This window comes from Luteococcus peritonei (assembly GCF_039526385.1).
Classification (GTDB): Bacteria; Actinomycetota; Actinomycetes; order Propionibacteriales; family Propionibacteriaceae; genus Luteococcus; species Luteococcus peritonei.
Genome location: NZ_BAAAIX010000031.1, coordinates 1 through 24,078 on the forward strand (window position 1 = coordinate 1; position 24,078 = coordinate 24,078).

Annotated in this window: 28 protein-coding genes; 14 read left to right on the forward strand and 14 right to left on the reverse strand. The window is 72.3% G+C overall.

Features of this window, described 5'->3' with window-relative positions; translation table 11 throughout:
- Nucleotides 1–242: 242 nt before the first annotated feature.
- Nucleotides 243–956 carry a hypothetical protein gene (locus tag ABD073_RS13225; RefSeq protein WP_343875337.1) on the forward strand — a complete coding sequence of 238 codons (714 nt, stop codon included), beginning with the start codon at nt 243–245 and terminating at the stop codon, nt 954–956.
- Between the two features lie 33 nt (nt 957–989).
- Here ABD073_RS13225 and ABD073_RS13230 read toward each other — a convergent pair whose 3' ends face one another.
- Together ABD073_RS13230 and ABD073_RS13235 are read right to left on the reverse strand one after the other, a co-directional pair.
- Nucleotides 990–1,277 carry an excalibur calcium-binding domain-containing protein gene (locus ABD073_RS13230; protein WP_343875339.1) on the reverse strand — a complete coding sequence of 96 codons (288 nt, stop codon included), beginning with the start codon at nt 1,275–1,277 and terminating at the stop codon, nt 990–992.
- A 114-nt stretch (nt 1,278–1,391) separates the two neighbouring features.
- Nucleotides 1,392–1,775 (reverse strand): MmcQ/YjbR family DNA-binding protein, encoded by a 384-nt coding sequence (locus ABD073_RS13235; protein WP_343875341.1) that lies wholly within the window; start codon nt 1,773–1,775, stop codon nt 1,392–1,394.
- A gap of 66 nt (nt 1,776–1,841) precedes the next feature.
- On the opposite strand from ABD073_RS13235, the gene ABD073_RS13240 reads away from it, so the two are divergent.
- Nucleotides 1,842–2,474, forward strand: coding sequence for an HhH-GDP family DNA glycosylase (locus tag ABD073_RS13240; RefSeq protein ID WP_343875343.1), 633 nt, complete (start codon nt 1,842–1,844; stop codon nt 2,472–2,474).
- A gap of 131 nt (nt 2,475–2,605) precedes the next feature.
- Here ABD073_RS13240 and ABD073_RS13245 read toward each other — a convergent pair whose 3' ends face one another.
- The 5 genes from ABD073_RS13245 to ABD073_RS13265 form a co-directional block, all read right to left on the reverse strand.
- Entirely contained in the window at nt 2,606–4,084 is a 1,479-nt protein-coding gene (locus tag ABD073_RS13245) for a CYTH and CHAD domain-containing protein (protein ID WP_343875344.1), read from the reverse strand.
- Between the two features lie 158 nt (nt 4,085–4,242).
- On the reverse strand, nt 4,243–5,403 hold the full coding sequence (locus ABD073_RS13250; protein WP_343875345.1) for a CapA family protein: 1,161 nt from the start codon (nt 5,401–5,403) through the stop codon (nt 4,243–4,245).
- A 106-nt stretch (nt 5,404–5,509) separates the two neighbouring features.
- Nucleotides 5,510–5,854: a tetratricopeptide repeat protein gene (locus ABD073_RS13255; protein ID WP_343875346.1), complete on the reverse strand. Its 345-nt coding sequence runs from the start codon at nt 5,852–5,854 to the stop codon at nt 5,510–5,512.
- A gap of 104 nt (nt 5,855–5,958) precedes the next feature.
- The gene (locus tag ABD073_RS13260) at nt 5,959–6,597 is read right to left on the reverse strand and encodes a response regulator (RefSeq protein WP_343875348.1); all 639 of its coding nucleotides are present in this window, start codon (nt 6,595–6,597) and stop codon (nt 5,959–5,961) included.
- Entirely contained in the window at nt 6,594–7,766 is a 1,173-nt protein-coding gene (locus ABD073_RS13265) for a sensor histidine kinase (RefSeq protein WP_343875349.1), read from the reverse strand. Before ABD073_RS13265 ends, ABD073_RS13260 begins: the two co-directional genes overlap by 4 nt.
- 153 nt (nt 7,767–7,919) lie before the next feature.
- Here ABD073_RS13265 and ABD073_RS13270 point away from each other — a divergent pair, with 153 nt between their 5' ends.
- The 5 genes from ABD073_RS13270 to ABD073_RS13290 all read left to right on the forward strand — a co-directional run bounded on the left by ABD073_RS13270 (nt 7,920) and on the right by ABD073_RS13290 (nt 12,429).
- Nucleotides 7,920–8,675, forward strand: a complete 756-nt coding sequence (locus ABD073_RS13270; protein WP_343875351.1) for an ABC transporter ATP-binding protein — start codon at nt 7,920–7,922, stop codon at nt 8,673–8,675.
- A complete protein-coding gene (locus ABD073_RS13275; RefSeq protein WP_343875353.1) occupies nt 8,672–9,445 on the forward strand; it encodes a hypothetical protein in 774 nt (257 codons plus the stop codon). Before ABD073_RS13270 ends, ABD073_RS13275 begins: the two co-directional genes overlap by 4 nt.
- Nucleotides 9,445–10,662, forward strand: a complete 1,218-nt coding sequence (locus tag ABD073_RS13280; protein WP_343875354.1) for an erythromycin esterase family protein — start codon at nt 9,445–9,447, stop codon at nt 10,660–10,662. Before ABD073_RS13275 ends, ABD073_RS13280 begins: the two co-directional genes overlap by 1 nt.
- Before the next feature lie 145 nt (nt 10,663–10,807).
- Nucleotides 10,808–11,362: a GNAT family N-acetyltransferase gene (locus ABD073_RS13285; protein WP_343875355.1), complete on the forward strand. Its 555-nt coding sequence runs from the start codon at nt 10,808–10,810 to the stop codon at nt 11,360–11,362.
- A gap of 47 nt (nt 11,363–11,409) precedes the next feature.
- Nucleotides 11,410–12,429, forward strand: coding sequence for an NADP-dependent oxidoreductase (locus tag ABD073_RS13290; protein WP_343875357.1), 1,020 nt, complete (start codon nt 11,410–11,412; stop codon nt 12,427–12,429).
- 177 nt (nt 12,430–12,606) lie between these two features.
- Here the strand turns inward: ABD073_RS13290 and ABD073_RS13295 are convergent, their stop codons facing one another.
- Nucleotides 12,607–13,404, reverse strand: coding sequence for an ABC transporter permease (locus tag ABD073_RS13295; RefSeq protein WP_343875359.1), 798 nt, complete (start codon nt 13,402–13,404; stop codon nt 12,607–12,609).
- Nucleotides 13,401–14,126, reverse strand: a complete 726-nt coding sequence (locus tag ABD073_RS13300) for an ABC transporter ATP-binding protein (RefSeq protein ID WP_343875360.1) — start codon at nt 14,124–14,126, stop codon at nt 13,401–13,403. The genes ABD073_RS13295 and ABD073_RS13300 overlap by 4 nt, the downstream gene beginning before the upstream one ends.
- Nucleotides 14,127–14,190: 64 nt before the next feature.
- Between ABD073_RS13300 and ABD073_RS13305 the strand changes: the two genes are divergently transcribed.
- The 3 genes from ABD073_RS13305 to ABD073_RS13315 all read left to right on the forward strand — a co-directional run bounded on the left by ABD073_RS13305 (nt 14,191) and on the right by ABD073_RS13315 (nt 15,548).
- Complete coding sequence (locus ABD073_RS13305) at nt 14,191–14,688, forward strand: helix-turn-helix domain-containing protein (RefSeq protein ID WP_343875362.1); 498 nt, start codon at nt 14,191–14,193, stop codon at nt 14,686–14,688.
- A gap of 202 nt (nt 14,689–14,890) precedes the next feature.
- Nucleotides 14,891–15,034 carry a hypothetical protein gene (locus ABD073_RS13310; protein ID WP_343875364.1) on the forward strand — a complete coding sequence of 48 codons (144 nt, stop codon included), beginning with the start codon at nt 14,891–14,893 and terminating at the stop codon, nt 15,032–15,034.
- Nucleotides 15,035–15,110: 76 nt separating this feature from the next.
- Entirely contained in the window at nt 15,111–15,548 is a 438-nt protein-coding gene (locus ABD073_RS13315; RefSeq protein WP_343875366.1) for an aromatic ring-opening dioxygenase LigA, read from the forward strand.
- Between the two features lie 10 nt (nt 15,549–15,558).
- Here ABD073_RS13315 and ABD073_RS13320 read toward each other — a convergent pair whose 3' ends face one another.
- From ABD073_RS13320 to ABD073_RS13340, 5 genes are all read right to left on the reverse strand, one after another.
- Nucleotides 15,559–16,359: a cytochrome c oxidase assembly protein gene (locus ABD073_RS13320; RefSeq protein WP_343875367.1), complete on the reverse strand. Its 801-nt coding sequence runs from the start codon at nt 16,357–16,359 to the stop codon at nt 15,559–15,561.
- Nucleotides 16,352–16,861 (reverse strand): DUF2243 domain-containing protein, encoded by a 510-nt coding sequence (locus ABD073_RS13325; protein WP_343875368.1) that lies wholly within the window; start codon nt 16,859–16,861, stop codon nt 16,352–16,354. The genes ABD073_RS13320 and ABD073_RS13325 overlap by 8 nt, the downstream gene beginning before the upstream one ends.
- Nucleotides 16,862–16,932: 71 nt before the next feature.
- Nucleotides 16,933–17,820, reverse strand: a complete 888-nt coding sequence (locus tag ABD073_RS13330) for a hypothetical protein (protein WP_343875369.1) — start codon at nt 17,818–17,820, stop codon at nt 16,933–16,935.
- Nucleotides 17,821–17,848: 28 nt separating this feature from the next.
- Nucleotides 17,849–18,337 carry an RNA polymerase sigma factor gene (locus ABD073_RS13335; protein ID WP_343875370.1) on the reverse strand — a complete coding sequence of 163 codons (489 nt, stop codon included), beginning with the start codon at nt 18,335–18,337 and terminating at the stop codon, nt 17,849–17,851.
- Nucleotides 18,327–19,850 (reverse strand): DUF2079 domain-containing protein, encoded by a 1,524-nt coding sequence (locus tag ABD073_RS13340; protein ID WP_343875372.1) that lies wholly within the window; start codon nt 19,848–19,850, stop codon nt 18,327–18,329. Before ABD073_RS13340 ends, ABD073_RS13335 begins: the two co-directional genes overlap by 11 nt.
- A 157-nt stretch (nt 19,851–20,007) precedes the next feature.
- Here ABD073_RS13340 and ABD073_RS13345 point away from each other — a divergent pair, with 157 nt between their 5' ends.
- From ABD073_RS13345 to ABD073_RS13360, 4 genes are all read left to right on the forward strand, one after another.
- The gene (locus tag ABD073_RS13345) at nt 20,008–21,636 is read left to right on the forward strand and encodes an FAD-dependent oxidoreductase (RefSeq protein ID WP_343875374.1); all 1,629 of its coding nucleotides are present in this window, start codon (nt 20,008–20,010) and stop codon (nt 21,634–21,636) included.
- 23 nt (nt 21,637–21,659) lie between these two features.
- Nucleotides 21,660–22,232, forward strand: a complete 573-nt coding sequence (locus ABD073_RS13350) for a rhodanese-like domain-containing protein (protein ID WP_343875377.1) — start codon at nt 21,660–21,662, stop codon at nt 22,230–22,232.
- Between the two features lie 83 nt (nt 22,233–22,315).
- Nucleotides 22,316–22,585 (forward strand): metal-sensitive transcriptional regulator, encoded by a 270-nt coding sequence (locus ABD073_RS13355; protein WP_343875379.1) that lies wholly within the window; start codon nt 22,316–22,318, stop codon nt 22,583–22,585.
- A gap of 207 nt (nt 22,586–22,792) precedes the next feature.
- Nucleotides 22,793–23,974, forward strand: a complete 1,182-nt coding sequence (locus tag ABD073_RS13360) for an MFS transporter (protein ID WP_343875381.1) — start codon at nt 22,793–22,795, stop codon at nt 23,972–23,974.
- Nucleotides 23,975–24,078 lie beyond the last annotated feature (104 nt).

Sequence of the window (24,078 nt, forward strand, 5' to 3'; positions counted from 1 at the left end):
GATCACGCGGTGACCGCCCTGTCGTCCAGAGCCGCCACCACGGCTACACCACTATCGGGGACTCAACTTGATTCTCTCGGCGGTGGTTGTCGTCATGCTGCTCACGGCCGCCCTCGCCACGCGGGCCAACTGGCCGGGTGGTGCCGGCGAGTACATTGCCAGAAGGCCGCCAAGGCCTAGGTGTTGTGTTCGTTGCGCCGTCGCGTCGCCCGCGGCACGATCGGAGCCAGGAGAGGAGATGGATGTACCTGCCCGACAGCACCCGCGAACCGGTGGAGATTCGCGGCGACGTGCCCGCAGGTGCCGACCTGCGACTGCTCGCGATCCTTGTCGCCGGCGTGGCCCTGGCCGTGCCCATCTCGCTGTTCTGGCACCCGGTGGCCTGGTGGGGCTGGGTGGGGGCCGTGGCGCTGGCACTCGGTGCCGGGCTGGCCCTGTCGGTGCCGGCCTCCGCGCGTGAGACCTGCCGGCTGGTGGGCGACGCGATCGAGCTCACCCGTGGGGACCAGGTTCGTCGTATCTCTGCCCGAGAGGTTGCCACGCTGTCGTCGCCCGCGGACCTGCCCCTGCGCTCTGCGCTGAAGCTCGTCACCGGCGAGGTGGTGCTGCTCAACCACCGTGAACTGTGGGGTGAGACGGCCTATCCGGTGCCACGGGTGCTGGCCAACTGGATCCAGCAGCACGGCGGCGGCCAGGGTGGCGAAACCCCTCGCCCTTGGCGGGCGCCGACGCCCGCACCCCCGCTGCTGGTGCGCCTCGTCCGCAGTCTCCCCTTCTACGTGGTGCTCACTCTTGCGCTCTGGCTGTTCGCGGTGCTCGCCATCTGCGCCGTGGCGGGCTATGACCGTCCAGACTTCACCAGGGGATGGATGATGCCGGCGGTCATGCTGATGGGCCGCCTGGTGAGCGGCCGGGGTGGGAACAAGGAATGGACCCGGGACCCCGCCACCTGGTGACGAATTCCCGGGCCCACGGTCCAGCGGGTCTGGTTACTTCTCGCAGGCGAGGCCGTCCTTGTCGCGGTCCAGCTTCACGTTCGCCTGGTAGAGCTTGGCGTCGACGCGAGCCTTCGAGGCGCGCAGGCGGGTCTTGCCGCCGGAGACGTAACGGTCCTTGGTGGACGAGGCCTTCTTGACGCCGTGCGGGTACTTCTTGTTCAGCGCAGTGCAGTTCTTGTACTTCACCGGGGCGGCGTCGGCGCTGGTGGCGGCCAGCGGGGTCACGGCGCCGGTGGCCAGCAGGGCGGCGATGCCCAGCCGGGCGATGGTCTTCTTCACGGGGCATTCCTTGAGACACTGCAGGCCCGGGGTGGCCTGACGCCCTCACGCTATGGGACGTCCGATCATAAAATGCTCAATCATCTGCCCGGATCAGGTGAGCTTCAGCCGCTGTCACACCTGCCCGAAGGTCTCCGGGTCGACGGGCCGCAGGCGTCGGGGCAGCTTCTCCAGCACGAGCAGGTAGCTCTCGGTCACCAGGTCGTCCACCAGCTGCTCGTCGAGGCCGGTGCCGCCCGGGTTCAGCGTGATCCAGTGCTTCTTGTTCATGTGGTAGCCGGGCGTGATGTCTTCCATGCCCTCCACCAGCGCCTTGGCGTCGGAGGGCGCGGACTTCACGATCACCACGTTCGTTCCCTCCACCTGGCTGAACAGCATGAAGACCTTGCCGCTCACCTTGTAGACGTCCCAGTCGTCGCCGAAGGGATGGGTCAGCTCGGCGCCCGGCAGCTCCTGCGTGCGCGCCGCCGCCCTGGCCTGCAGCTCCGTTCCGTCCATCGTGGCTCCTTCCGATCACCCACCAGCCTGCCGCAGCCCACCGACAGTTCGCACTAGCCTCGTCACATGCCGAGCCCCCAGCAGATCGCCCAGCTCCTGGTCCGCGAGCACGGCACCCTGTTCGCCGAGCAGGCCGGCATCGAGCTGGCCGACGAGGCGGAGTCACTGTGGCAGCTCCTGGTGATGGCCCAGCTCCTGTCGGCGCGCATCTCCTCCGACGCCGCCCTCGCCACGGCGCGCGAACTGTGGGCCGCCGGCTGGACCTCGCCAGAGGCGTTGCGTCGTTCCACGTGGAACCAGCGGGTCGCCGCCCTGGGCCGCGGTGGCTACCGCCGCTACGACTTCTCCACCGCCACCCGGCTGGCCGGCGATGCCGAGATGCTGCACGACCTCTGGTCCGACGACCTGCGCCGGCTGCGCGACGAGACCGTCACCCCGGCGCGGATCGCCAAGGAACTCCAGCGCTTCGACGGCATCGGCCCGGTGGGTGCCTCGATCTTCCTGCGCGAGGTGCAGGCGGTCTGGCCGTCGGTCCGCCCGTGTGCCGACAAGCTGGTCCTCAAGGGCGCTGCCACCGCAGGACTGCCCACCGACGCCGACCAGCTCGCCGCCCTGGTCCCGCCGGAAGACTTGGCCCGACTCGCCGCGGCCCTGGTGCGCGTCGCCCGCAAGCCCTCGCTGGTGGCCGGTCTCGGCTGAGCCGGTGCAAAATCGTGCCGAAACCGACCCTCGGATTGGATAATCCAATCCGAGGCCCAATTCTGACGTGATTTTGCGTCGCTGGGCGCCGTGCCCGGCAGCTCGCCCAGCCGGACCCAAGGCCCAGCCCGTCACGCCCGGCGCGAGGCCTTCACCGCGGCCTTGATCGCGGCGGCCGCCTCGTGCTGGGCGGCGCCTTCGGTCTCGCGCTCGCGCTCCCACAGGATCCCGTAGGTGAAGGCCGACTCCCCGGCGGCGTGCGCCAGAGCTGCCAGCTCGTCGAGCCGCTCGCGCACCACGACGGTGTCCTGCGCCGCGCCCAGCACCTCGGTCACCTGCTCCCAGGCGACGGCGGCCTGCTTGCCGCCCTCGTAGACCGGCGCCACCGCCTCCCAGGCGTAACGCGCGGCCTTCGCCTTCTTGCGCGCCTCGTGCACCACCAGCTCGCGCTCCAGCTCATCCTCCAGCACCATCGCCTCGTCCCAGCGGCGGGTGACCCGTCGCACCGCCTTGGCCAGCAGCGGATCCAGCACCTTGGCGGCCTTGCGGTCGGCAGACTCCAGCACGGGAGGATCGGTGAGCAGCCCCACCAGCTGATCGCCCAGGCGCCGGTAGCGCGTGGAGTCCAACGCCACCTCCAGCTCGCGCAGCGTCTCCTGGTGTCGTTGGTCCAGCTCGTGCGCCACCCGCTCGCGCACCGGCCCCACCACCTCGGCGGCCGGCAGCTCGCCCACCACACCCAGCAGGTGCGCCTTGATCACCTCGGCATCGCGCGGACCGCCCAACCGCTCGGAGAGCCACTTCACCTCGGCGCGCAGCGGCTCGGTGCGCTCCGCGTCCAGGATCGGGCGGAATGTGCGCAGCGTGGAGCGCAGCCGACGCGTCGCCACCCGCATCTTGTGCACCGCATCCGGCGCATCGACGCGCGCCCCGGCCTCACGGCCCAGGATCATGCCCACCTGCTCGGCCACGTAGGCCATCACCACGTCGGCGGCACTGGCCCCGGCGCCCAGCGGCTCCGGCTCACGGACTTCCTCGCCCAGCGCCTCGGCCAGCTTGGAAGGGGAGTCCTTCGGCTCCGCCCCGGCCGCCAGCAGCGCCTCGGCGATCCGGGCCAGGTCGGCCTCGTCGCCGCCGGCCAGCTCCACCTCCAGCTCGCGCCAGCTCCGGCTGGTGCCCCGACGGGTGGCCCTCACCCGGTCATCGCACAGCTCGGCCAGCTTGCGGCCGCGTGGGGTGGTGATGTCGGTCTCACTGCGACGGGTGCGCAGCTCCACCACGGGCAGCAGCGGCTCGAAACCCACCACCTCGGCGATCCGCTCGCGCAGCTCGGCGGGCACCAGCAGGCGGCTCTGGCCGGCCACGAGCGGCACCTGCACCTCCTCGCGGGCCCGCCCGTCGCCGGGCAGCTTGAGGTGCCAGCCGGCATCCTTGCCGCCGGTGCGACGCCGCAGCGTGATCTTGTGCCGGGCCAGCGTCAGCGCCGGGGTGTCGAAGTAGGTGGCCACCAGCTGGAAGCTGCGCCGCTCGCCCAGCGCCAGGCCCTCGCCCAGCGCGGTGATGCGCCGGCCCTCGGCCAGGCTGAACTTCTGCTCGATCTCGGTGGGCATCCTCGCTCCTCGCATCCGGTGGCCGTCCAGCCTATCGAGCGGGGCGCAACCCGTCTGCCCCCCATCAGGGCGGTCCGGGAGCCGCGGCCGGCCATGCCCGTCGCCCTGACCGCGTCCGCCACCTGACCACGCCCCTCACCCGAGCGACGAGGCAGGGCTCAGCTGCAGCCGTCGCCGCGCGCCTTCCAGGTGGCCAGCGCCTTGTCGCGCTCGGCGCCGGAGAGCAGCACCGGCACCCCCTTGGTGATCCTGGCCGGTGCCCAGTCCATCGTCGGGGCGCCCGGGCCGCCCGGCACGGTCACGGTCAGCACGCCGGTGGCGCTGGTCTCGGGGCTGCCGGCGGCGAAGACGAAGTTGCCCATCCCGTAGGCGAAGGCGGAGTCGCCGCGGGTGCCGGTGGTCTGCGTGATGTGCGCGTGGCTGCCGACCACCACGTCGGCGCCGGCGGCGGTGAGCCGCTCGAAGGTGGACTTCTGCCGCGCCGTGGGGCAGCGCACCTTCTCGACGCCGGAGTGCAGGTAGACCACCACGACGTCGTCGGGGCTGGCCTGGCGTGCCTGGCGCACCTGGTCGAGCAGCCGGGTGAAACCGTCCTCGTCGCGCACCTTGGCCAGGCCGGCGGCAGTGTCGGTGGCCTTCCAGTCCAGGTTGTCCTCGAGCACGTCGGTGGCGCCGAAGACGACCACCTTGCGGCCCTTCACCTCGGTGGTCCACGGGCTCCAGGCCTCGGCCGCGTCCTTGCCGATGCCGACGATCGGCACCGGCGAGCTGGCCTTCACCTGCAGCATCCGCTCCATGCCCTTCGCGCCGAAGTCCATGCCGTGGTTGTTGGCGGCGGTCACCACGTCGACGCCGTCGGCCTTGAGCCGGTCCAGGATCTGCGGGCCGGTGACGAAGGCGTACTGCTTGGGCTGGGCCACCAGGCCGCTGCGGTCCGCGGCCACCACGGTCTCCAGGTTCACCATGGCCAGGTCGGCGCGGGCCAGCACCTTGCCGGTCTCACCCAGCCCCACCTCGTTGATCCGGCCGGCGGAACGGTCGGCATTGGTGTCGCCACCGAAGGCCAGCGTCACCGCCTCCGCCGTGCCGGTGCGCGGCGTGCGCGGGGCCTCGGTGCGCGGATCGGGGGTCGGGGTGGCCGACGGCGCACGGCCCGCGGCCGGGGCGGTGGTCTGGGCGGGCCCGGCGGTGGTGGGCTCTTCGTCGAAGGCCTTGCGGACCGCCGAGACCATGGCCCACAGGGTCAGCACCAGCAGCACGGCCAGTGCCGCGACGGCGCGTCGGCGGCGTCGGTAGACCGGAGAGTTGTCCCACTTCATCGTGACCCCTGATGTCCCCCGGGGCGGCAGACCCGGCCCCACCCGGCCACGCTATTGGCTGGGTGGGGCCGCGTCAGCTCGGCGCGCTGAGCGCTCCCGGCCCGGCTCAGGCGAAGACCGTGTGCCCCGCCAGGTGCTCGTCGACGCCGCTCAGCGCCGCCAGGCGACGACGCACCAGCTCCGCCTCCTCGGGACGGCTCTGCCGCTCCAGGCTGCGCGCCAGCAGCATGGTCACGTACTCATTGGTGGGGTCAGACTCCAGCAGCGCCCGCGCCTCCCGCTCGGCGGCCTTCAGGGCGGCCCGGTGGTAGTGCGTGCGGGCCAGGTACTCGCGCACCTCCAGGGCACCGGGATCCTCGACGAGCACCTGCTCGAAGTGGTCGATGGCCCCGCGGTAGTCACGACGCTCGAAGGCGGCGACGCCCAGGCGGTAGCGGAAGTAGGTGTCCATGGTGGGCTCCTGTCGTTGCGGGCCCCGGCGTGGATCGTCGGGATGGTGCTGCAACGCACAGCGCGGCCAGATATTCCCCCCGGGGGTATCAGGCGGGTGGGGGCTCAGAGACCGGCGTCGCGTACCAGCATCGCCACCGAGACCCGGTTGTCCACGCCCAGCTTGGTGAAGGTGCTGGTCAGGTGCGCCTTCACCGAGGCCAGGCTGAGGTTCATCCGGGTGGAGATCTGGCTGTTGGTGAGCCCCTGGGCCACCAGCACCGCCACCTCGCGCTCCCGCTCGGACAGCGCCGCGACCGCCTGCTGGGCCGCGGCCGTCGGCCCACCACCCTCGGTGGCCACCCCGATCAGGGTGCGGGTCACCTGCGGCGAGAGCACGTTCTGCCCCTGCGCCACCCGACGCACCGCATCCACCAGGTCAGCCGGGTCGGCATCCTTGAGCAGGAAGCCGTCGGCGCCCAGCTTGAGCGCCCGCACCACGTAGTCGTCGGTGTTGAAGGTGGTCAGCACCAGCACACGCGGCCGCTGCGGCCGCCGGGCCAGGGCTTCCAGGGTGGCCAGCCCGTCGACGCCGGGCATCCGGATGTCCAGCAGCATGACCTCGACGTCGGCTGCCTCCAGCCGCTCCAGCGCCTCCGCCCCGTCGCCCGCCTGCCAGGCCACCTCCAGGTCCGGCTCGCCGGCCAGGATGTAGCCCAGCCCGGTGCGCACCATCGGGTCGTCGTCCACCAGCGCGATCCTCATGAGGCTCCTTCCGCCGGGCCGGCCGCCAACGGCAGCCTCGCCCGCAGCTCGAATTCTGCCCCGCGGATGCCGTGCTCCAGCTCACCGCCGAGCTGCTCGACGCGTTCCGCGACGCCCACCAGCCCCAGCCCGGAGCCGGAATGGTCCGGGGGAGCGAGGTCGGCCAGCGGATTGACCACCACCAGCTCCAGCTCCCGCGGGTGGCGCACCACCCGCACCCGCGTCGGTGCTCCCGGGGCATGGCGACGGGCATTGGTGAGCCCCTCCTGCACGATCCGGAAGGCATGGCGCGAGACCCGGTCGCCCACCTCGTCGAGGTTGCGGACCACCTCCAGCTCCACCTGCTGGCCCACGCCCCGTGCCTGGTCCAGCAGTGCGGACAGCCCCGCCAGCGTCGGCTGCGGCGGCTCCGGCGCCGCCTGGCTGCCGCGCAAGGTGGCCAGCATGGCCCGCAGCTCCTCCAGCGAGGCCTTGGCATTGGCCTGGATCTGGCCGGCCAGCTCGGCGGACTCCGGCTCGGCCTCGCGCATCCGGTGCGCCAGCGCGCCCGAGTGCAGCGCGATCAGCGAGATCCGGTGCGCCACCACGTCGTGCATCTCGCGCGCGATGCGCTCGCGCTCGGCCAGCCGCGCCTGCTCGACGCGCGCCTCCCAGGCCTCCTGCCGGGCAGTGGTGGCGGCCTGCCGCTGCTGCCTCTCCTGCTGGGTGGAGTGCTGCAGCCAGCCCACCAGCATGGCCAGCAGGATGCCCAGTGCCGAGATCGCGAACTCCACCCAGGAGACGTCGACCGGATGGCCGCCGCTGGCGACGAAGGTGCCCACCAACTTGGCGGCCAGGAAGACGGCGGCACTGATGGCGCCCGGCGCCCGGCTCGGCTGGCGCGAGATCCGCTCCTGCACCACCAGGGCCGGCCCGAAGGCCGGCGGGCAGACGATCCACAGCACCACCAGCAGGGCCACGACGCCCCGAGGGCGCCGCGGCAGCCAGACCAGGGCCACCAGCGAGAGCACGGCACCCAGCACCAACAGGCCGATCCGCTCGGTGCCCATCTGCTCGCGCGCCCGGGCCACGGCCAGCGGGGTGAGGTAGTAGAAGGCCCCCAGCAGCGCGACGATCCACCCCGTCGGCGAGACGCCCGGGGGACGATGCGGTGCAGCGGCCTGGCTCATGACCACCAGCCTCGCAGAGCCGGGATCGCCGCGGCAGATGGCCGATGGGCCAACCGGCCTGGCCGATGGGCCAGCCGATGGTCACCGAAGGACGCCCGGGCGCAGGCCAGCTGCCCGATGTGGCCGACCGGTCGGCGCGGCTGGACTGGGCCCATGATCACCATCGAGAACCTCAGCAAGCGCTTCGGCGCCGTGCAGGCCCTGGACGGCATCAGCCTGGAGGTGCCGGCCGGCCGCATCGTCGGCTTCCTCGGCCCCAACGGCGCCGGCAAGTCCACCTGCCTGCGCATCCTCACCGGCCTGGTCCACGCCGACTCCGGCACCGCCACCGTCGACGGCAGGACCTGGACCGAGCTGCCCAACCCCGGCCGCGTGGTCGGCGTCCTGCTCGGCACCGACTCCTTCCACCCCGGCCGCACCGGCCGCGAGAGCCTGAGACTGGCCGCGACCACCATGGGCCTGCCCACCGCCCGCATCGACGAGGTGCTCGACGAGGTGGGCCTGAGCCCCGCCGAGTCGCGGCGTCGCGTCGGCGGCTACTCGCTGGGCATGCGCCAGCGGCTCGGGATGGCCCAGGCGCTGCTGGGTGAGCCGGCCGCGCTGGTGCTCGACGAGCCCACCAACGGGCTCGACCCGCAGGGCCAGCGCTGGCTGGCCGAGCTGGTGCGCCACCGCGCCGAGCGGGGCTGCGCCGTGCTGCTCAGCAGCCACCAGCTCCACGACGTCGCCCGGCTCGCCCACCAGGTCGTGATGATCGGCGGCGGCCGCGTGCTGGCCGATGCCGCGACCAGCGAGATCGCCGACCTGGAGGAGCGCTACTTCACCCTCACCGAGGGCCGCGACCGCGGTCCCGATGCCCGGACCCGCACCCCCGAGACCACCCAGCCCACGACAGGAGCCCTCCGATGACCACCGTCCTCAGCACCTCCCGCACCACGCTCGACGGCCCTGCTGTGCCAGCCCTCGGCCTGCCGCGTGCCGTTGCGGTGGAGCTGCACAAGCTCGTCGACACCCGATCCGCCCGCCTCGTGATCGCCGGCGGCGCCGTCCTGATGGCCGCCTTCGCCGGCGGCCGAGCCCTGCTGCCGCAGTCCGACACCACCCTGGGCCTGCTGGCGACGATGGCCTGCGGCCCGGCCGGCTGGCTGATGCTCGTGCTGGCAGTGCTGCTGGTCAGCACCGAGTTCAGCCGACGCACCATCGAGGGCGCCCTGCTGCTGGATCCCAGACGTGGCCGGCTGGTGCTCGCCAAGGTGCTGGCGCTGCTGGTGGCCGACGCGGTGGCCGTGCTGGCCGCCCTCGTGATGGGCGTGGGCGCGGCCCTCGTCGCGCCCCTGGTCACCGGCACGCCGATCAGCTGGCAGATCGATCCTGCGCGCCTGGCGCTGGCCGCCGGCAGCGTCGTCTTCATCAGCCTGGCCGCGACGGCTTGGGGCCTGCTGACCCGCAATGCCCCCGCGCCGATCATGGTGCTGCTGCTCTGGCCCACCCTCGCGCTGCTGGTGGCCAGCGCCTCACCCGTCGCCGAGCGGCTGCTCGCCTGGGTCAACCTCGACGCGGTCTGGACCCTGGCCGACCCGACGGCGGGGGTGGTCTGGCGCTTCCTCACCTCGGCGCTGGTCTGGATCGTGCTGCCCGCCGCGGTGGGTCTGGCGCGACTGGTGAAGGGCGACCTGTGATGCGCCGCCGACTGATGATGGTGCTCGGCCTGCTGCTCGCCCTCGTCCTGGTGGGTGCCGGCTGGTGGTGGCAGTCCGGCCGCCCTGCCGGGACGCCCCAGGCCCAGGAGCTCTCGGGCACCGAGCTGCCCGCCCGCCTCACCGACGCCTCCGTCCTCGCGGTGGGGGAGGCCACCCACGGCACTGCGGACTTCCGCGAGGCCTGGCGACTGATCGCCTTGCAGGCCGCCGGCAAGGGCTTCAGCACCATCGTGCTGGAGGAGAATGCCGGGAGCACCAGCCAGGTGGACGCCTGGCTGCAGGGCGGCCCCGGAACCGCCGAGCAGGCGGCGAAGCGCTTCGGCTTCCGCCTCAACCGCACCCGTGAGACGGCCCAGTTGCTCACCTCCCTGCGTGAGTGGAACCAGGCCCATCCGCAGCAGGCCGTCCACCTCTACGGGCTGGACATGCAGCGCCCGGTGCAGGACCGCGACGTGGTGCTGGCGTGGCTGCGGCGCGTCGATCCGCAGGCCGCCCGACGCCATGGCCCGCAACTGACCGGGATCACCGACGACACCGCCTACGACGCCGGGGCCGGCGCCCGTTTCAAGCCACTGGTTGCCGCCCTGCTGGCCGACGTCGAGGCCGCCGCGGCCGGGCGCAGCGACGACGCCACGCTGCGGGCGCGGCTCTCGGCCCGGGCCCTGGCGCAGGGCATGGAGCGCGCCGCCGTCGGGGTTTCCGGCTACGACCGCGACGCGGACCTGCACGCCAACCTGGACCTGCTGGTGCAGCAGCGGGCCAAGGCCGGCGGCCAGCACGCCCTGCTGCTGGCCCACGATGCGCACGTCTCGCGGGTGGCGCTGTCCCGGGCGCCCGGCTCCCACCTCGGCGTGTTGAACGCGCAACGCTGGGGCGAGCACTACCGGGTGATCGGCGCCGATGCCCACCACGTGCGGCTGCAGGACGGCGGCCAGGTGCACTCCTTCGACGTGCGCTCCCCGGTGCGCGGCATCTTCCGCGGCACCACGATCGGCTTCCTGGACCTGGGCCAGGCCATCCAGGAGAACCGCGAGGTGCTGGGCCGCCGGGTGCCACTCACCGCGGGCGGCAGCCCCTTCCAGTCGTGGGCCGCGTGGGTGCCCTTCTTCCACCAGGTCTCGGTGGTGCACCAGCAGGCCTGGGACGCACTGGTCTACGTCGAGGACAGCCGGCCCACCAGCCCGCTGCCTCGCTGAGGACCGGCCCGGACGCTCGCTGCGCGTCCGGGCCGTGCTGGCGCCTCGGGAATTCCCGTGCGGCCGCTGCCCCGGTCCCGCTAGCCTCGGCGCCATGTTCCGTTCCTGAGTTTCGATGCCCGTCCCGACGAACCCAGGAAGCACCATGCCCATGATCAGGAACTACATCCCCTCCGACGAGCCCAGCTGGCTGCGCTGCCGCGTGCTCGCCTTCCTTGCCACCAGTTACTTCGACGACGTCTGGACCAGCAGGCCCGATGACTCGCAGGTGCAGCTCGTCGCCGTCGAGGGCGAGGTGGTGGTTGGCATCCTCGACCTCTGCCTCGACGGTGGCCTGGCCACCATCGACACCATCTGCGTCCACCCCGACCACCAGCACCGTGGCATCGGTACCGCACTGCTGCGCCGGGCGCTCGAGCTGCTGCCCGAGCAGATCCGCACCCTCGACGCCTGGACCCGCGACGACGCCGACACCCTGCGCTGGTACCGCAGCCGCGGCTTCACCGAGTCGGAGCACTACCTGCACGTCCACAAGGCCTGGGACGAGCCCGCCGGCCAGGGCTGGACGGCGCCTGCGCCGCTCTCGGCGCCGGTCACCGCCTTCTGCCACGCTCCGCTGGAGCACGAGGCTGAGCTGCGCCGGGCCCACCGTCGGGTGCACGTCTGCCGACGATTCAGCCTCGTCGTGGCAGCCGACTGAGGGCACGCGGCAGGAACAAGCTGGGCGGTGCCGGTGTTGCCAGAGGTATGACCAACACTGCACTGCCCAGCACCACCCGCGAGATCCACCTGGCCCGCCGACCCCACGGCGCCCCCACCCCGGACGACTTCCGTCTGGTGGAGGTGGAGCTGCCGGAGCTGGCCGAGGGCCAGGTCCTGGTGGCCAACACGGTGATGTCGGTCGACCCGTACATGCGCGGCCGGATGAACGACGTGAAGTCCTATGTGCCGCCCTTCCAGCTCGACCAGCCGCTCGACGGCGGCGCCGTCGGCACCGTGCTGGCCTCCCGCCACCCCGACGTGGCCGTGGGCAGCAGCGTGCTGCACGGCCTGGGCTGGCGCGAGCACGCCGTGCTCGACGGCAACCAGGCGCGTCCGGTGGACACCGAGCGCTTCGACGACGGCGCCTACCTGGGCGTGCTGGGCATGCCCGGCCTGACCGCCTACGCCGGCCTGCTGGTGGCCGGCGAGATGCACGAGGGCGACGCCGTCTTCGTCTCCGGCGCGGCCGGTGCGGTGGGTTCGCTGGTGGGCCAGATCGCCAGGCTCAGCGGCGCCTCCCGCGTCGTCGGCTCGGCCGGCACGCCCGCCAAGGTCGCCCGCCTGCAGGAGCTCGGCTTCGACGCTGGCTTCGACTACCACGACGGCCCCGTTGCGGAGCAGCTGCAGAAGGTGGCTCCCGAGGGCATCGACGTCTACTTCGACAATGTGGGCGGCGAGCACCTCGAGGCCGCCATCAACAGCCTGCGCGTCGACGGCCGGGTGGCCATGTGCGGCGCCATCGCGCAGTACAACTCCACCGAGCCGCCGGCCGCCCCGCGCAACCTGGCGCTGGCCATCGGCAAGCGCCTCACCCTGCGCGGCTTCGTGATCGCCAAGTACGCCGAGCAGGTGCGCCCGGAGTTCCAGGAGCGGATGGGCCAGTGGCTCTCCGAGGGCCGCATCCAGTGGGACGAGACGGTGCGCGAGGGCCTGGAGAATGCCCCGCAGGCCTTCATCGACCTGCTCGAGGGCGCCAACACCGGCAAGATGCTGGTCCGCCTCTGAGCCTGTGACCTCGCGGAGCCGGGCCACGAGCCTGGCTCCACGCGGGATCGACCCGAATTCGCCACGATCGTGCCGGACCGGCCCCCTGTCGGGCCGTGCGGCGCAGATCGTGGCGAATTCTGTTGATGCGCCTAGACAAGCCTTGCCGGAGCCGGAGCCGGAGCCGGAGCCGGGCGCTCAGCGGATGTCGCGTCGCAGGGTGGTGGCCAGCGCCAGCAGGGAGGCAAGCACGGCATAACCCAGCAGCACCAGCGCCCCCAACCAGGCCGGCAGCAGCTGGAGCGGAGCGCCAGGTGTGCTGGCCTGGATCGCGTCGAGCACGAAGCTCTGCCCGGTGATCGCGCTCGCCGCCCCGCCCGGGAGGAAAGGGTAGATGCTGCGCAGTGCGGGCAGGGCGCTGAGCATGGACTCGGCCAGGTAGAACCAGCCGATCGCCACCGCCAGGCACAGCTGGGCGCGGGGGAGCAGGGCCCCGATGCCCACCCCGATCAGTGTGTAGAGCGCCATCGACAGCCCGATCCGCGCCACCTCGGGGGCCACCGTCGCCACCCCCAGCGCGGGTGTGATGCCCGCCGCCGCGCAGCCGCCGTAGAGGCCCACCAGCGCGCCCACGGCCAGCACCGCCCCGTAGAGCAGGCCAACCACGAGGGCCGCCAGCAGCTTCGCTGTCACCACCACCTGGCGGTTCGGTTGGGCCAGCAGCGTCGGGACGACGGTGCGGTGCTCGGTCTCGTTGGTCATCAGCCGGGAACCCAGCAGCACGGGGATCGGGGCGCTCAGCACCAGCACTCCCAGCAGGCCGCGGATGCCGTCGGCGGTGTCGGGTCCTGGCATCGGCGGGTTCATGTGGTCGGGGCCCATCAGGATCAGCCCGCCGGTCAGGAAGAGCCCGACGCCCAGCGCTCCCAGCAGGAAACGGCGCAGCATCGGGGTGGAGGTCAGGCGGATCGTCTCGGCGTGGACGGCGCGCCTCATGCCCGGCTCCCTGCGGTGGTGGCGTAGATGGCCTCGAGGGTCTCGACGCCCTGGCTGCGGGCCAGTTCGGCCAGACTGCCGGCGGCGACGGTGCGGCCCTCGCGGATGATGACGGCGGCGTCCAGCACGTCCTCCACCTCCGCGAGCACGTGGGTGGAGACCAGCACGGTGCGGCCCTCGTCGGCCCAGGAGCGCACCAGGCCACGGATCCAGCTGATCCCCTCGGGGTCGAGCCCGTTGGTGGGCTCGTCGAGCACGATGACGCCGGGATCGCCGAGCAGCGCGATGGCGATGCCGAGGCGCTGGCGCATGCCGGTGGACCAGCCGCCCAGGGCGCGTCGCGCATAGTGCTGCATGGACAGCTGCTCGAGGCAGTCGTCGACGCGACGTTCAGGGTGCCCGCCGAGCGCGGCGTAGACGCGCAGGTGATCGCGTCCGCTCATGGCGGGGTCGACGGTCAGCGCGTCGAGCATGGCCCCGACGACGGTGGTGGGCCGCTCCAGTTGGGCATAGGGCCGCCCGTCCACCAGGGCGGTGCCGCCGTCGGGCCGGTGCAGGCCCAGCAGGCAGCGCAGCGTGGTGCTCTTGCCGGAGCCGTTCGGGCCCAGGAAGCCGGTCACCTCCCCGGGCTCGGCGTGCAGGTCGATGCCGCGCAGCGCCTGGTGGGGCCCGAAGGACTTGGTGAGGGCGGTGACGGATATCGGGACGCCGGTCGGGTCCATGGCTGCCTCCTTGGTAGCATTGTTCTCGATACTGATAATGGTCTCAATATTGAGAAAGGTCAACATGGAGAGCACGCTGCAACTCCTGCTGCATCCCGTCCGGTGGGGGATCGTGCAACGCCTGGCAGCGGGGCCCGCCACCCCCGCGGCCCTGCAGGAGGCCATGGTGGCCACCGCCCCGGCAACGCTCTACCGGCAGTTGCAGAGCCTGCAGGAGGCCGGCCTGGTGGAGGTGGTGGACGAGAAGAAGGTGCGTGGCGCGGTGGAGCGCACCTATGGTCTGGCCGGGATCCTCGCCGGACCCGACCCGACCCCCGAGGGGCGCCGCAACCAGGCGCTGCTCGTGCTCAACCTGCTGCAGCACGACGTGCTCGCCTGTCTGGTGGACGGCGCGGGCCAGCAGGATCGGGTGGGCACCACCCGCACCCGGATCCACGCCACGCCGCAGGAGCTGGAACAGTTGCAGGCCCGGCTCACCGAGCTGGTCACCCCACTGCTCGAGCCCCACGAGGGCTCGAGCCCGCTCTCCTTGGGCCTGGTCATGGTGCCGCTGGCCGAATGAGCCTCCCGGTCTGCCCTGCGGGTTGATCCTCCGGGGCCCGGGTTCGCGGCGGCCGCGGGCAGGTGTCGCGACGTGGCATGCGCCGGCCCGGGCAGGTGTTTGGGGCCCCTTGGCGCTCGGCGGGCGGCCGTGTTTGCCGCGACCAGCCTGCTGACAGCTCCGGCTCCTACACTGCGTCGTGCCGACCGATGAAGGAGACGACATGACCTACCTCAAGAAGCAGATCAGCCTCGCCCTCGTGCTGCTGGCCGTGGTTCCCGGTGCCGTCGTGGGAGTGATGACGCCGCAGCTGGACGGGATCTGCAAGTACTTCCCCTCCTGGCCGGGGTGCTCCTCGCTGGTCTGATCGAGCGGGCGGGAATAACCGTGGGAAAGTTCAACGTTCAACCGACCGAGAACATCCCCACGAACTGGAGTCACGCATGAGCAACCGAGCCGCCCGCACCATCCTCGCCACCGCCAGCCCTGTCCTGCTGGGCAGCGGTGCCGCCGCCTGGGCCGCCATCACCAAGCAGCTGAAGGACCAGAAGATCACGGTCCACCCCGACTCCGCGCGCCTGGGTGGCCGGCCCGTCGCCGGCCCGATGACTGCCTTCGAGCAGGCCAACGTGGTGGGTCAGCACGCCGAGCACATCGGTGGGGGTCGCACCTTCGCCGAGCTGAGCGACGAGTACATGGGCGCCCTGGCGGCCGGTGACACGGCGAGGGCCGAGGAGCTGGCCGGTCCGCGCGAGACCGTGATGCAGGGCAACTTCGTGCGCGCCTCGCTGTTCACCTCGGTGCTGGCCTATGGCGTCTCCGCCCTCGTGGTGGGCCTGGGCGTGCTGAGCGGCGCCACCGCCGCGGCGCTCGACGACTGAGCCACCGGCCTCAGGCCGCGCCGAGAGCCCTCGACGGGGCGACGGCGCGGCCCGGCGCGGTGCGTCGGTACCAGTCGAGGCAGAACAGGGCGATCAGCACCACGTCGATGTAGTCGCCCCCGTAGTACATGAGCTGTGCCCCCGCCTGCGCGGAGGCCTCGTCCACGCCCACCGGCGGGTGGGCATAGAGATGCTTGCCGAGGATGGCGTGCAGCGCCAGGAATCCCACCAGGCAGGCGGCCCGCAGTCGGTGGTCGTGGCCGTGCGGGGTCGGGTCCACCTGCAGGATCGCGGCGGTGAAGACCAGCCCGGCCAGCAGCACGTGGCCGTGGACGACCATGTGGCCCAGCCACGACGTGTGCATCCAGCCGTGCAGCGCCGTGGTGTAGAGCAGCCACAGGCCGCCCACGTTGAGCGCGGCCGCCACCGCCGGATGGCTGACGATGCGCAGCCACGTGCTCTGCAGCAGGCGTGACAGGCTGCGGGCCCGGTGGGCCGGGAGCCCCCGCAGCAGGACCGTCACGGGAGCCGAGACCACCAGCAGCAGTGGCGCGGCCATGCCCAGCAGCAGGTGGCCCCACATGTGGGCGACGAAGTCGCGGTGCCCTGCCGCACCCAGCGGGCCCAGCGCCACCATCGCCAGGCAGACGCCCGCCACCAGGGCTGCGGTGCGCCACGGTGACCAGCTCCGTCCGCGACGTCGTCCGGCCGACACCGCCCACAGATAACCGAAGGCCAGGAGCAGCAGGGCGCCGCCCAGCACCAGTGCGGCGGGCAGCCAGGCTGCCGGGGCGCTGCCGTGCTCATGCATGGTGTGCCCGGCTTCCGCGACGCCACAGCCAGGTGCCGACGGCGATCAGCGTCAGGGCCACCAGCAGCCAGACGATGTCATAGACCAGCAGGTCGCGGTGCGGCGTGTAGGGGCCCCGTCCGTCCGGCTGCAGGATGGGGATCTGTTCGTAGCGGATCTGGTGCACCCGCAGCAGCTTGTGGTTGATGGTCCCGTCGAAGAACTGGAAGCCGCCCGTGCCGATCATCACCGCACCCCACCAGGGCGTTAGCCGTCGGACTCCGCGGCGGCGTACGTCGGCCAGCAGGAAGAGCCCGCCGACGGCGGCGAACCAGCCGAAGGCGTGGAAGAGCCCGTCCGAGACCAGTCCCACCCGCGTGGTGGACCGGTCGTAGAAGTGGTGCCAGTGCAGCAGCTGGTGCAGCACGGTCTCGTCGACGAAGGCCGCCACGCCGATGCCGAAGAGGACTCCGGAGGTGAGCAGCCGTCGCCACAGTGCGGTGGTGTCCAGGGAGGGGTCCATGCCGCCACGCTAGGTGGCTGCCACGCCGATGTCCCCGCCCGCAGGGGTGCAGCCCGCGGGCGGGGCCGGGCTCACCGGCTGGAGGCGGCGCCGGGCGTTGCGCTGGGGCGTGCGGGGCCCGAGGCGGTGGGAGTCGTCGCGACGGAGTCCAGGCCCGTGGGTGCCGGCGTGGGGGCCACGGTGCGGCTGCTGGTGGGCACCACGTGGAATTCCTTGTCCCAGCGGGGATCGGTGAGCAGGGCTCGCACCTGCGCGTCGTCCAGCACGCGCCCCGGTCGGGTGACGACCTGGCTGCCGTCGCGGACGCCCCGCTGGGCGAAGGAGACGATCCAGCCGTCGTCGCGGACCAGCGTGGTCCACGTGCCCTGGCCGGGCTTCTCCTGGTCGGTGAAGGTCCGCACCTCGCCGGTGGGAACCCGCTTTGCCACGCAGTGGAAGTCCGGGCGGCAGGGGGTGGCGGAGGTCATCGAGTGCCAGTTGGCGTGGCCCATGCCCGCCGCCGCCCACGAGGTCCCCTTGGCGTCGGTCAGTTCCATCGTGATGTGGTCGACCTGGGCGTCGGACTGTGTCGTGATCGTGAATCCGGCCAGGTGGCTGCGCAGGATGGCGAGCTGTCCGCGCGTGGCGGGGATGGTGAGCTGCTCGTACTCGATCGAGGCCGCCGCGTCCGGCGACGGGACGGGGGTCGAGCTGGCTGCCGGCCGTGAGCGGGTGGGTGTCGAACTGGGTGTGCTGGCCACCTGCACCTCGGAGGAGGCCGGCAGCAGGGCCGCGACGGCCGCCACGCTGCCGACGGTCAGCGCCAGGGTGAGTCCTCCCGTCACGGTCGTGCGGCGACGTCGGATCCGACGGCCCCGGCTGATGGCCTGCTCGATCATGGCCTCCTCGTTGAGTGCGGGCTGGTCCAGCTCCTCGCTGAGCAGGTGCAGGACGGGATCGTCGTGATGGCTGGGAGTCATGGTGGTCCTCCTGGTGGGCAAGGGATGGTCAGTGGTGGACGTCGGCCAGCGCCGGGCTGGTGCGCAGCCGGGCCAGGGCGCGGCTGCTGTTGGTGCTGACCCAGCTCTCGGTGCGGTTCAGCAGTTGCGCGACCTGCCTGACGGGGATGTCGTCGATGTAGCGGGCGACGACCAGGGCGCGCATCTCGGGGGAGAGGTCGGCCAGGGCCCGCTCCAGGTCGAGGCGCAGGTCGTCCTGCCGCTCGGGGCTCTGGTTCTCGGGAAGGCTCCCGATGGGCACCTCTGTGCTGGAGCGACGGCGGGAGCGGTCGATGGCCAGGCGGTACAGGGTGGTGAAGGCGTATCCGCGGGGGTTCTCGTCGTGCCGGAGCCGGCGGAAGTTCACGTAGAGCCGTGTGAGGGTCTCCTGCGTGAGGTCCTCGGCCAGGTGCGGATCGCGGGTGATGAGCAGGGCTCGTCGATAGATCCCCGACGTGACCTGCTCGGCCAGGTCCAGGAAGTCTTCGTCACGTGTCATGCCTGCTCCTCGTCGTTCTGTCTCTGCCCAGAACTACGCACTGCCCGGGAGATGCGTCACGGGCCGTCGGCAGGGGCGCCGGCCCATCGCCTCGTGTCGCTGGCCACGCCCGGTGCAGCAGCTCGTAGTCAGCGCAGCGGGCGACGACCTGGAAGCCGCGGGAGCGGAACTGGCGCTCCGCCTCGGGTACCCAGTCGGCTTCGCCGGGGCTGCGGGGAGCACCGTGGTTCAGCAGCACCCACGGGGCCTGCAAGGGCAGCCCCTGGTCGTCGGGGAAGCTCGTCGCACCGCTCTCGTGCACCGGCCGGACCCGTTGGGTCACCGGATGGTGGTGCGTGAGCTGCGGCGTGAGCAGGGCGGTGGCCGCGACGCCGCCGCCCTCGGGAACCGCGGTCATCAACCGGCTGGCGCAGGCCAGCCGCTGGGGCGTCTCGTGGGCCAGCATCCGAGGGATCAGCGGGCCGGCCAGGGCTGCAACCAGTGCCGCGACCACGAGCAGCCGAACGGTGCGCCGGCCGGGGCGATGCCGGCGCAGCGCGTCGAGGGTGGCGAAGCCCAGCACCACCGCCGGCAGCAGGTTGTAGTGGTGCGGCAGGCACCAGTAGCTCGCATTGGCGCCGATGGCCCGTGAGCCCAGCACTGGCAGAAGCGCCAGCGAGACCGGCGAGCGCAGCGCCCAGAACAGCGTCGTCGCCAGCAGGGCCACCACGGTGATGGTCAACGGAGCCGGCCAGACCAGGGCCTGCGCGGCGGAGCGCAGCATCGTCGCCGGGCTGCCCACCGCACTCGCGTACGCCCAGGTGCCACTGGGGGACAGCGCCGGGATGACCCAGTGGATGACGGCGAGGGTCCAGGCCACGGCGACGACGGCCACCAGGCCCGCCAGGCGTCGCGCGCCCAGCACGAAGGCCACCAGCGCCAGGCCCAGCACGAGCAGTCCGGCGTCCTCCTTCACCAGCAGCAGCGCCAAGGAGAAGGCGGTGAACATGCGCCACCGCCGACGCAGTGCCCCGTCGAGCGCCATCGCCAGCAGGGGCATGCCCAGCGCCACCTCGTGCACGTCGAAGACCGCTCCGAACTGCACGCCCGGCGAGGCCGCCAACCCCAGACCCAGGACGACCGGCAGCGCCGACCCGGCGGGCAGGAGACGCTGGGCGGTGCGGGTGAGCAGGCCACAGGTGAGGCCGATGCAGCCGGCCTGGCCCAGCAGCAGCACCCGCGGGTCGTCCCAGAGCCAGTAGAGCGGTGCCGCCAGCGCGATCACCGGGTGGAAGTGGTCACCCCACAGGTTCATCCCCGGGCTCTTCATGGAGCTGATCGGGGCCTGGCCGTGCGACAGGGCGCGGATCGCCTGGTCGAAGATCGCCAGGTCCATGCCGGTCAGGTGCTCGGCGTGCAGATGGAAACAGACCGTCGCCAGCACCGCGGTGGTCAGCAGCCCCACCAGCCATGGGAGCAGGGATTGCGCCCGCGGGCCGACACCCCGGGAGCGGGGTGCGGCGGGCGTGGGCATGGCCGGAACCTAGCCCCGGCGCGGGCCGGGGAGGGGTCTGGTGGAGCGATGTCGCACGAACCGACCCCAAGATCGGCACTTTCGGTCAGACCACAATCCCTGCAATACCCCGCAGGGTATTTGCAATATACCCACGGGGGTATCTAGGATCGGGGTCATGAACGAATCTCGACAGATCGTGGTCGTCGGCGGAGTGGCCGGCGGCATGTCCTTCGCCACGCGGATGCGGCGCCTCGACGAGCACGCCCGCATCACCGTCATCGAGCGCAGCGGGCACGTCTCCTTCGCCAACTGCGGGCTTCCCTACTACGTCGGCGGCGTGATCCCGCAGCGCTCCAGCCTGCTGCTCCAGACCCCCGAGTCGCTGGCCGAGCGCTTCCGCCTCGACGTGCGGGTGCTCACCGAGGTCATCGACATCGACACCGCCGCCCGCACCGTGACCCTGCGCGACCTGGCCCAAGGCACCACCAGCACGCTGCACTACGACGAGCTGGTGCTCTCGCCCGGCGCGCGGCCCATCACCCCGCCGCTGCCCGGGATCGAGCGCGCCCTGGTGCTGCGCGACGTCGAGGACACCGATGCGCTCACCCAGGCCGTGGCCGGCGCCGGGACCGCGGTGGTGATCGGCGGCGGCTTCATCGGGCTCGAGGTGGCCGAGAACCTGGTGGCCCGCGGGCTGCACGTCAGCGTCGTGGAGGCCGGCGAGCAGGTGATGGCGCCGCTGGACCCGGAGATGGCCGCCATCGTGCACGAGCGGCTGCGCGAGCACGGCGTCGAGCTGCTGCTGGGACGTTCCGCGGCCGCCATCGGTGAGCACGAGGTCCGGCTCGACGACGGCCGGGAGCTGCCCGCCGACCTCGTGGTCGCGGCCATCGGTGTGCGGCCCGACACCCGCCTGGCCGAGGCTGCCGGGATCACCGTCGGCCCCCGCGGGGGCATCGCCGTCGACGACCAGCTCCGCACCTCCGACGAGCACATCCACGCCGTGGGCGATGCCGTCGAGAAGCTCGACGGGCTCACCCAGGAGTCCACGCTGGTGCCGCTGGCCAACACCGCCAACCGACAGGGACGCGTGCTGGCCGACATCCTGGCCGGGCTGGGCGGTCACGACCGGCCCACCCTGGGCACCGCCATCGTCGGCGTCTTCGGGCTCCAGGTGGCCGCCACCGGCTGGAGCGAGAAGCGGCTGCGGGCCGCCGGCCTGCCGGTGCGCGTGATCCACACCCACCCCTTCTCCCATGCCACCTACTACCCGGGCGCGCGCCCGATGGCGCTCAAGCTGCTCGTCGATCCCGAAACCGACACCATCCGGGGCGCCCAGGGCGTCGGTGAGGACGGCGTCGACAAGCGGATCGACGTGATCGCCACCGCCATCAGCGGCGGCCTGACCGCCTCCCGGCTGGCCGACCTTGAGCTCGCCTACGCCCCGGCCTTCGGCTCCGCCAAGGACCCGGTCAACATGCTCGGCTGGGTGGACCAGAACCTGGCTGGTGGCACCACCACCAGCATCCAGTGGCACGAGCTCGACGCCGCTCTGGCCGCGGGAGCACACCTGGTGGACGTGCGCAGCCGCGAGGAGTTCGAGGCCGGCGCCATCCCCGGCGCGCTCAACATCCCCGTCGACGAGCTGCGCGAACGCCTCGACGAGCTGCCCCAGGGCGAGCTGGTGGTGCACTGCGCCGTCGGCGTGCGCGGCCACACCGCCGCCCGCCTGCTCAGCCAGGCCGGACGCAGCGTCGCCAACCTCGACGGCGGTTACAAGACCTGGCGCACCGCCACCCGCTGACCCACTCCACGAGAGGAAACCCCATGAACCAGCCCATCCGCACCACCTGCGAGCAGGCCCGCACCTGGCTCGACTCAGACCACGCGCCCACGGTGGTCGACGTCCGCACCCCGGCCGAGTTCAGCGCCGAGCACCTGCCCGGCTCGGTGAACATCCCGCTCGACCTGATCCGCGAGCACCCCGCCGAGATCGGCCGCGCCGCCGGTGGCGAGGTGCTGCTGGTCTGCCGCACCGACAACCGCGCCGGCCAGGCCGCCGAGCTGCTGGCCCCGACGCTGGGCGAGCGCGCCCATGTGCTGGCCGGCGGCACGAGCGGCTGGGCCGAGCACGGGGGAGCGATGGAGCGCGGCAGCAGCACCGTCTGGGCGATGGATCGCCAGGTGCGCGCCACGGCCGGCGCGCTGGCGCTGACCGGCATCCTGGCCTCCACTGTGGTGCCGCGCGCCAAGTGGCTGGCAGGTGGGATCGGTGCCGGCCTGCTCTACTCCGGCGTCAGCGACACCTGCGCCATGGCCAACCTGCTCTCCCGTGCCCCGTGGAACCGCAAGGGCACGCCCAGCCTGGCCCAGGCGCGACGCGTGCTGGCCTCCCGCTGAGCGGGGGCGTCGAAGTTCTGGAACGATGACCCGGGCGGGGTGCCCCAGTGGTGCCCCGCCGCACCCACCACCAGGAGGCACTCATGCAGATCCCCGTCGATGAGCTCGACCCCGTCCTGAGGCGGCTGCGCCGCGCCCAGGGCCAGCTCGCCGCCGTGATCCGGATGATCGAGGAGGAGCGTGAGTGCCAGGACGTCGTCACCCAGCTGGCGGCCTGCTCCAAGGCCCTCGACCGGGCCGGCTTTGCGCTGGTCAGCACCGGCCTGCAGCACTGCATCGTGGACAACACCGACGAGCAGGAGCGCGCCGACAACCTGGCGGCGATGGAGAAGCTCTTCCTCTCGCTGGCCTGAGCCGCTGACACGCGGGATGCCTAGGCTGGGCCCGTGAGTGCACGAGGTAACTAGGCTGGTTGCCGCGCCGACGGCGTGGTGACCAGCCGGATCCGGTCGGCCTCGCCGTCGTCGACGCGCGGGGCTGTTCTCGTCATGCCCGATCCGGCCGCCGACTCTCGGCGGCGCCTGCCGTGAGCCCGGCGGTCCACAGCCTCAAGGACTCCCGTGAACCCCCTTCGTCTGGTCTGGCGACGACGCGCGCTCGCGCTGCTCGCCGTGGCCTCCATCCTCAGCTCGGCGGACTTCGCCGTGCCCGTCTCCACCCTCTTCCTGCTCTCCCGCGGCCTCGACTTCACCGAGGTCTTCACCCTCGAGACCGTGCTCGTGGTGAGCCTGCTGCTGTGCGACCTGCCCACCGGCTGGCTGGCCGACCGCACCAGCGACCGGGCCGTCCTGGTGGCTGGCCATGCGGCCGCCGCCCTGGCCGCCGTGGGGTGGGTCCTCTCCCACGGATTCATGGCTTTCGCGCTCACCACGGTGCTGTCCGGGCTGGGCATCGCGCTGGTCTCCGGCGCCGACCGGAGCTATCTCACCAGCGTGCTCGACGAGGGCGCGGAACAGCAGCTCACCGGGGTGCTCGGCCACTTCGGGGCGCTCGCCGCGCTGTCCGGCGCCGGGGCCGGTGCCGTGGGTGGCCTGCTCGCCGCGCACGGTCTCGCCTGGCCGGCCGCCGTCGCTGCCGCAGCTGAGATCGGTGCGGCCCTGGTGGTGCTGGGACTTCCCGCGGCCCACCGGGCTGACCCCACCGACTCGACCGGACAGCGCCCCTCGCTGTCTCAGGTGGCCCGGCTCGTGGCCCGCACGCCCGTGCTGGCGCTGAGCGCGCTGCAGCCGTGGATCCTGGTCGGAGCTGCCTACTACCTGAACCAGCCGCGATGGCAGGCCACGGGCATCGACGTGCGGTGGTTCGGCGCCATCCTGGCGCTCGCGCAGGTGGCCGGAGCACTCTGCTCGCACCTGGCCGATGCGGTGGCCCGACGCGTCTCGCCGCGGCTGCTGGTGTCCGGCTCCCTGGCCGCGAGCGCGGTCGGGTTCATGCTCATGACGCTGCCGCATCCCTTGGCGGGTGTCGCGGGATTCCTGCTGGTGCTGGCATCTGGCGCCCTCCGCGCTCCCGTGACCGGATCCTTGACCGCGCTGGCGGCGCCTGTCGTCGTTCGCGCCACGACGCTGTCGATGGTGAGCACCTGCGCCAGCTTGATCGGGGCCGTGGTGAATCCGTTGGTCGGGCTGATGGCCCAGTCCGACGTTGTCCTGGCCTGCTGGGCGGTGGCGGCTGCCCTGATGGGCTTCGCTGTGGCCTGGGCGGTGCTGGGCCCGCGGGGCGTGGGCGCCGACCAACCCTGAAACTCGCTCCCTCGATCCGCGAAACCGCCGGTTTTCGGCCGGTGGCTTCAGGGGGTCAGTGCAACACCGATGATGTCTTGGAGTGTTTCAGCTGGGGTGCGGTA

Excerpts from the sequence above, each read along its gene's own strand:
- ABD073_RS13225 (WP_343875337.1), top strand. The coding sequence starts at position 243 with ATGTACCTGCCCGACAGCACCCGCGAACCGGTGGAGATTCGCGGCGAC.
- ABD073_RS13235 (WP_343875341.1), bottom strand. The coding sequence starts at position 1,775 with ATGGACGGAACGGAGCTGCAGGCCAGGGCGGCGGCGCGCACGCAGGAG.
- ABD073_RS13240 (WP_343875343.1), top strand. The coding sequence starts at position 1,842 with ATGCCGAGCCCCCAGCAGATCGCCCAGCTCCTGGTCCGCGAGCACGGC.
- ABD073_RS13245 (WP_343875344.1), bottom strand. The coding sequence starts at position 4,084 with ATGCCCACCGAGATCGAGCAGAAGTTCAGCCTGGCCGAGGGCCGGCGC.
- ABD073_RS13250 (WP_343875345.1), bottom strand. The coding sequence starts at position 5,403 with ATGAAGTGGGACAACTCTCCGGTCTACCGACGCCGCCGACGCGCCGTC.
- ABD073_RS13255 (WP_343875346.1), bottom strand. The coding sequence starts at position 5,854 with ATGGACACCTACTTCCGCTACCGCCTGGGCGTCGCCGCCTTCGAGCGT.
- ABD073_RS13260 (WP_343875348.1), bottom strand. The coding sequence starts at position 6,597 with ATGAGGATCGCGCTGGTGGACGACGACCCGATGGTGCGCACCGGGCTG.
- ABD073_RS13265 (WP_343875349.1), bottom strand. The coding sequence starts at position 7,766 with ATGAGCCAGGCCGCTGCACCGCATCGTCCCCCGGGCGTCTCGCCGACG.
- ABD073_RS13270 (WP_343875351.1), top strand. The coding sequence starts at position 7,920 with ATGATCACCATCGAGAACCTCAGCAAGCGCTTCGGCGCCGTGCAGGCC.
- ABD073_RS13275 (WP_343875353.1), top strand. The coding sequence starts at position 8,672 with ATGACCACCGTCCTCAGCACCTCCCGCACCACGCTCGACGGCCCTGCT.
- ABD073_RS13280 (WP_343875354.1), top strand. The coding sequence starts at position 9,445 with ATGCGCCGCCGACTGATGATGGTGCTCGGCCTGCTGCTCGCCCTCGTC.
- ABD073_RS13285 (WP_343875355.1), top strand. The coding sequence starts at position 10,808 with ATGCCCATGATCAGGAACTACATCCCCTCCGACGAGCCCAGCTGGCTG.
- ABD073_RS13290 (WP_343875357.1), top strand. The coding sequence starts at position 11,410 with ATGACCAACACTGCACTGCCCAGCACCACCCGCGAGATCCACCTGGCC.
- ABD073_RS13295 (WP_343875359.1), bottom strand. The coding sequence starts at position 13,404 with ATGAGGCGCGCCGTCCACGCCGAGACGATCCGCCTGACCTCCACCCCG.
- ABD073_RS13300 (WP_343875360.1), bottom strand. The coding sequence starts at position 14,126 with ATGGACCCGACCGGCGTCCCGATATCCGTCACCGCCCTCACCAAGTCC.
- ABD073_RS13305 (WP_343875362.1), top strand. The coding sequence starts at position 14,191 with ATGGAGAGCACGCTGCAACTCCTGCTGCATCCCGTCCGGTGGGGGATC.
- ABD073_RS13310 (WP_343875364.1), top strand. The coding sequence starts at position 14,891 with ATGACCTACCTCAAGAAGCAGATCAGCCTCGCCCTCGTGCTGCTGGCC.
- ABD073_RS13315 (WP_343875366.1), top strand. The coding sequence starts at position 15,111 with ATGAGCAACCGAGCCGCCCGCACCATCCTCGCCACCGCCAGCCCTGTC.
- ABD073_RS13320 (WP_343875367.1), bottom strand. The coding sequence starts at position 16,359 with ATGCATGAGCACGGCAGCGCCCCGGCAGCCTGGCTGCCCGCCGCACTG.
- ABD073_RS13325 (WP_343875368.1), bottom strand. The coding sequence starts at position 16,861 with ATGGACCCCTCCCTGGACACCACCGCACTGTGGCGACGGCTGCTCACC.
- ABD073_RS13330 (WP_343875369.1), bottom strand. The coding sequence starts at position 17,820 with ATGACTCCCAGCCATCACGACGATCCCGTCCTGCACCTGCTCAGCGAG.
- ABD073_RS13335 (WP_343875370.1), bottom strand. The coding sequence starts at position 18,337 with ATGACACGTGACGAAGACTTCCTGGACCTGGCCGAGCAGGTCACGTCG.
- ABD073_RS13340 (WP_343875372.1), bottom strand. The coding sequence starts at position 19,850 with ATGCCCACGCCCGCCGCACCCCGCTCCCGGGGTGTCGGCCCGCGGGCG.
- ABD073_RS13345 (WP_343875374.1), top strand. The coding sequence starts at position 20,008 with ATGAACGAATCTCGACAGATCGTGGTCGTCGGCGGAGTGGCCGGCGGC.
- ABD073_RS13350 (WP_343875377.1), top strand. The coding sequence starts at position 21,660 with ATGAACCAGCCCATCCGCACCACCTGCGAGCAGGCCCGCACCTGGCTC.
- ABD073_RS13355 (WP_343875379.1), top strand. The coding sequence starts at position 22,316 with ATGCAGATCCCCGTCGATGAGCTCGACCCCGTCCTGAGGCGGCTGCGC.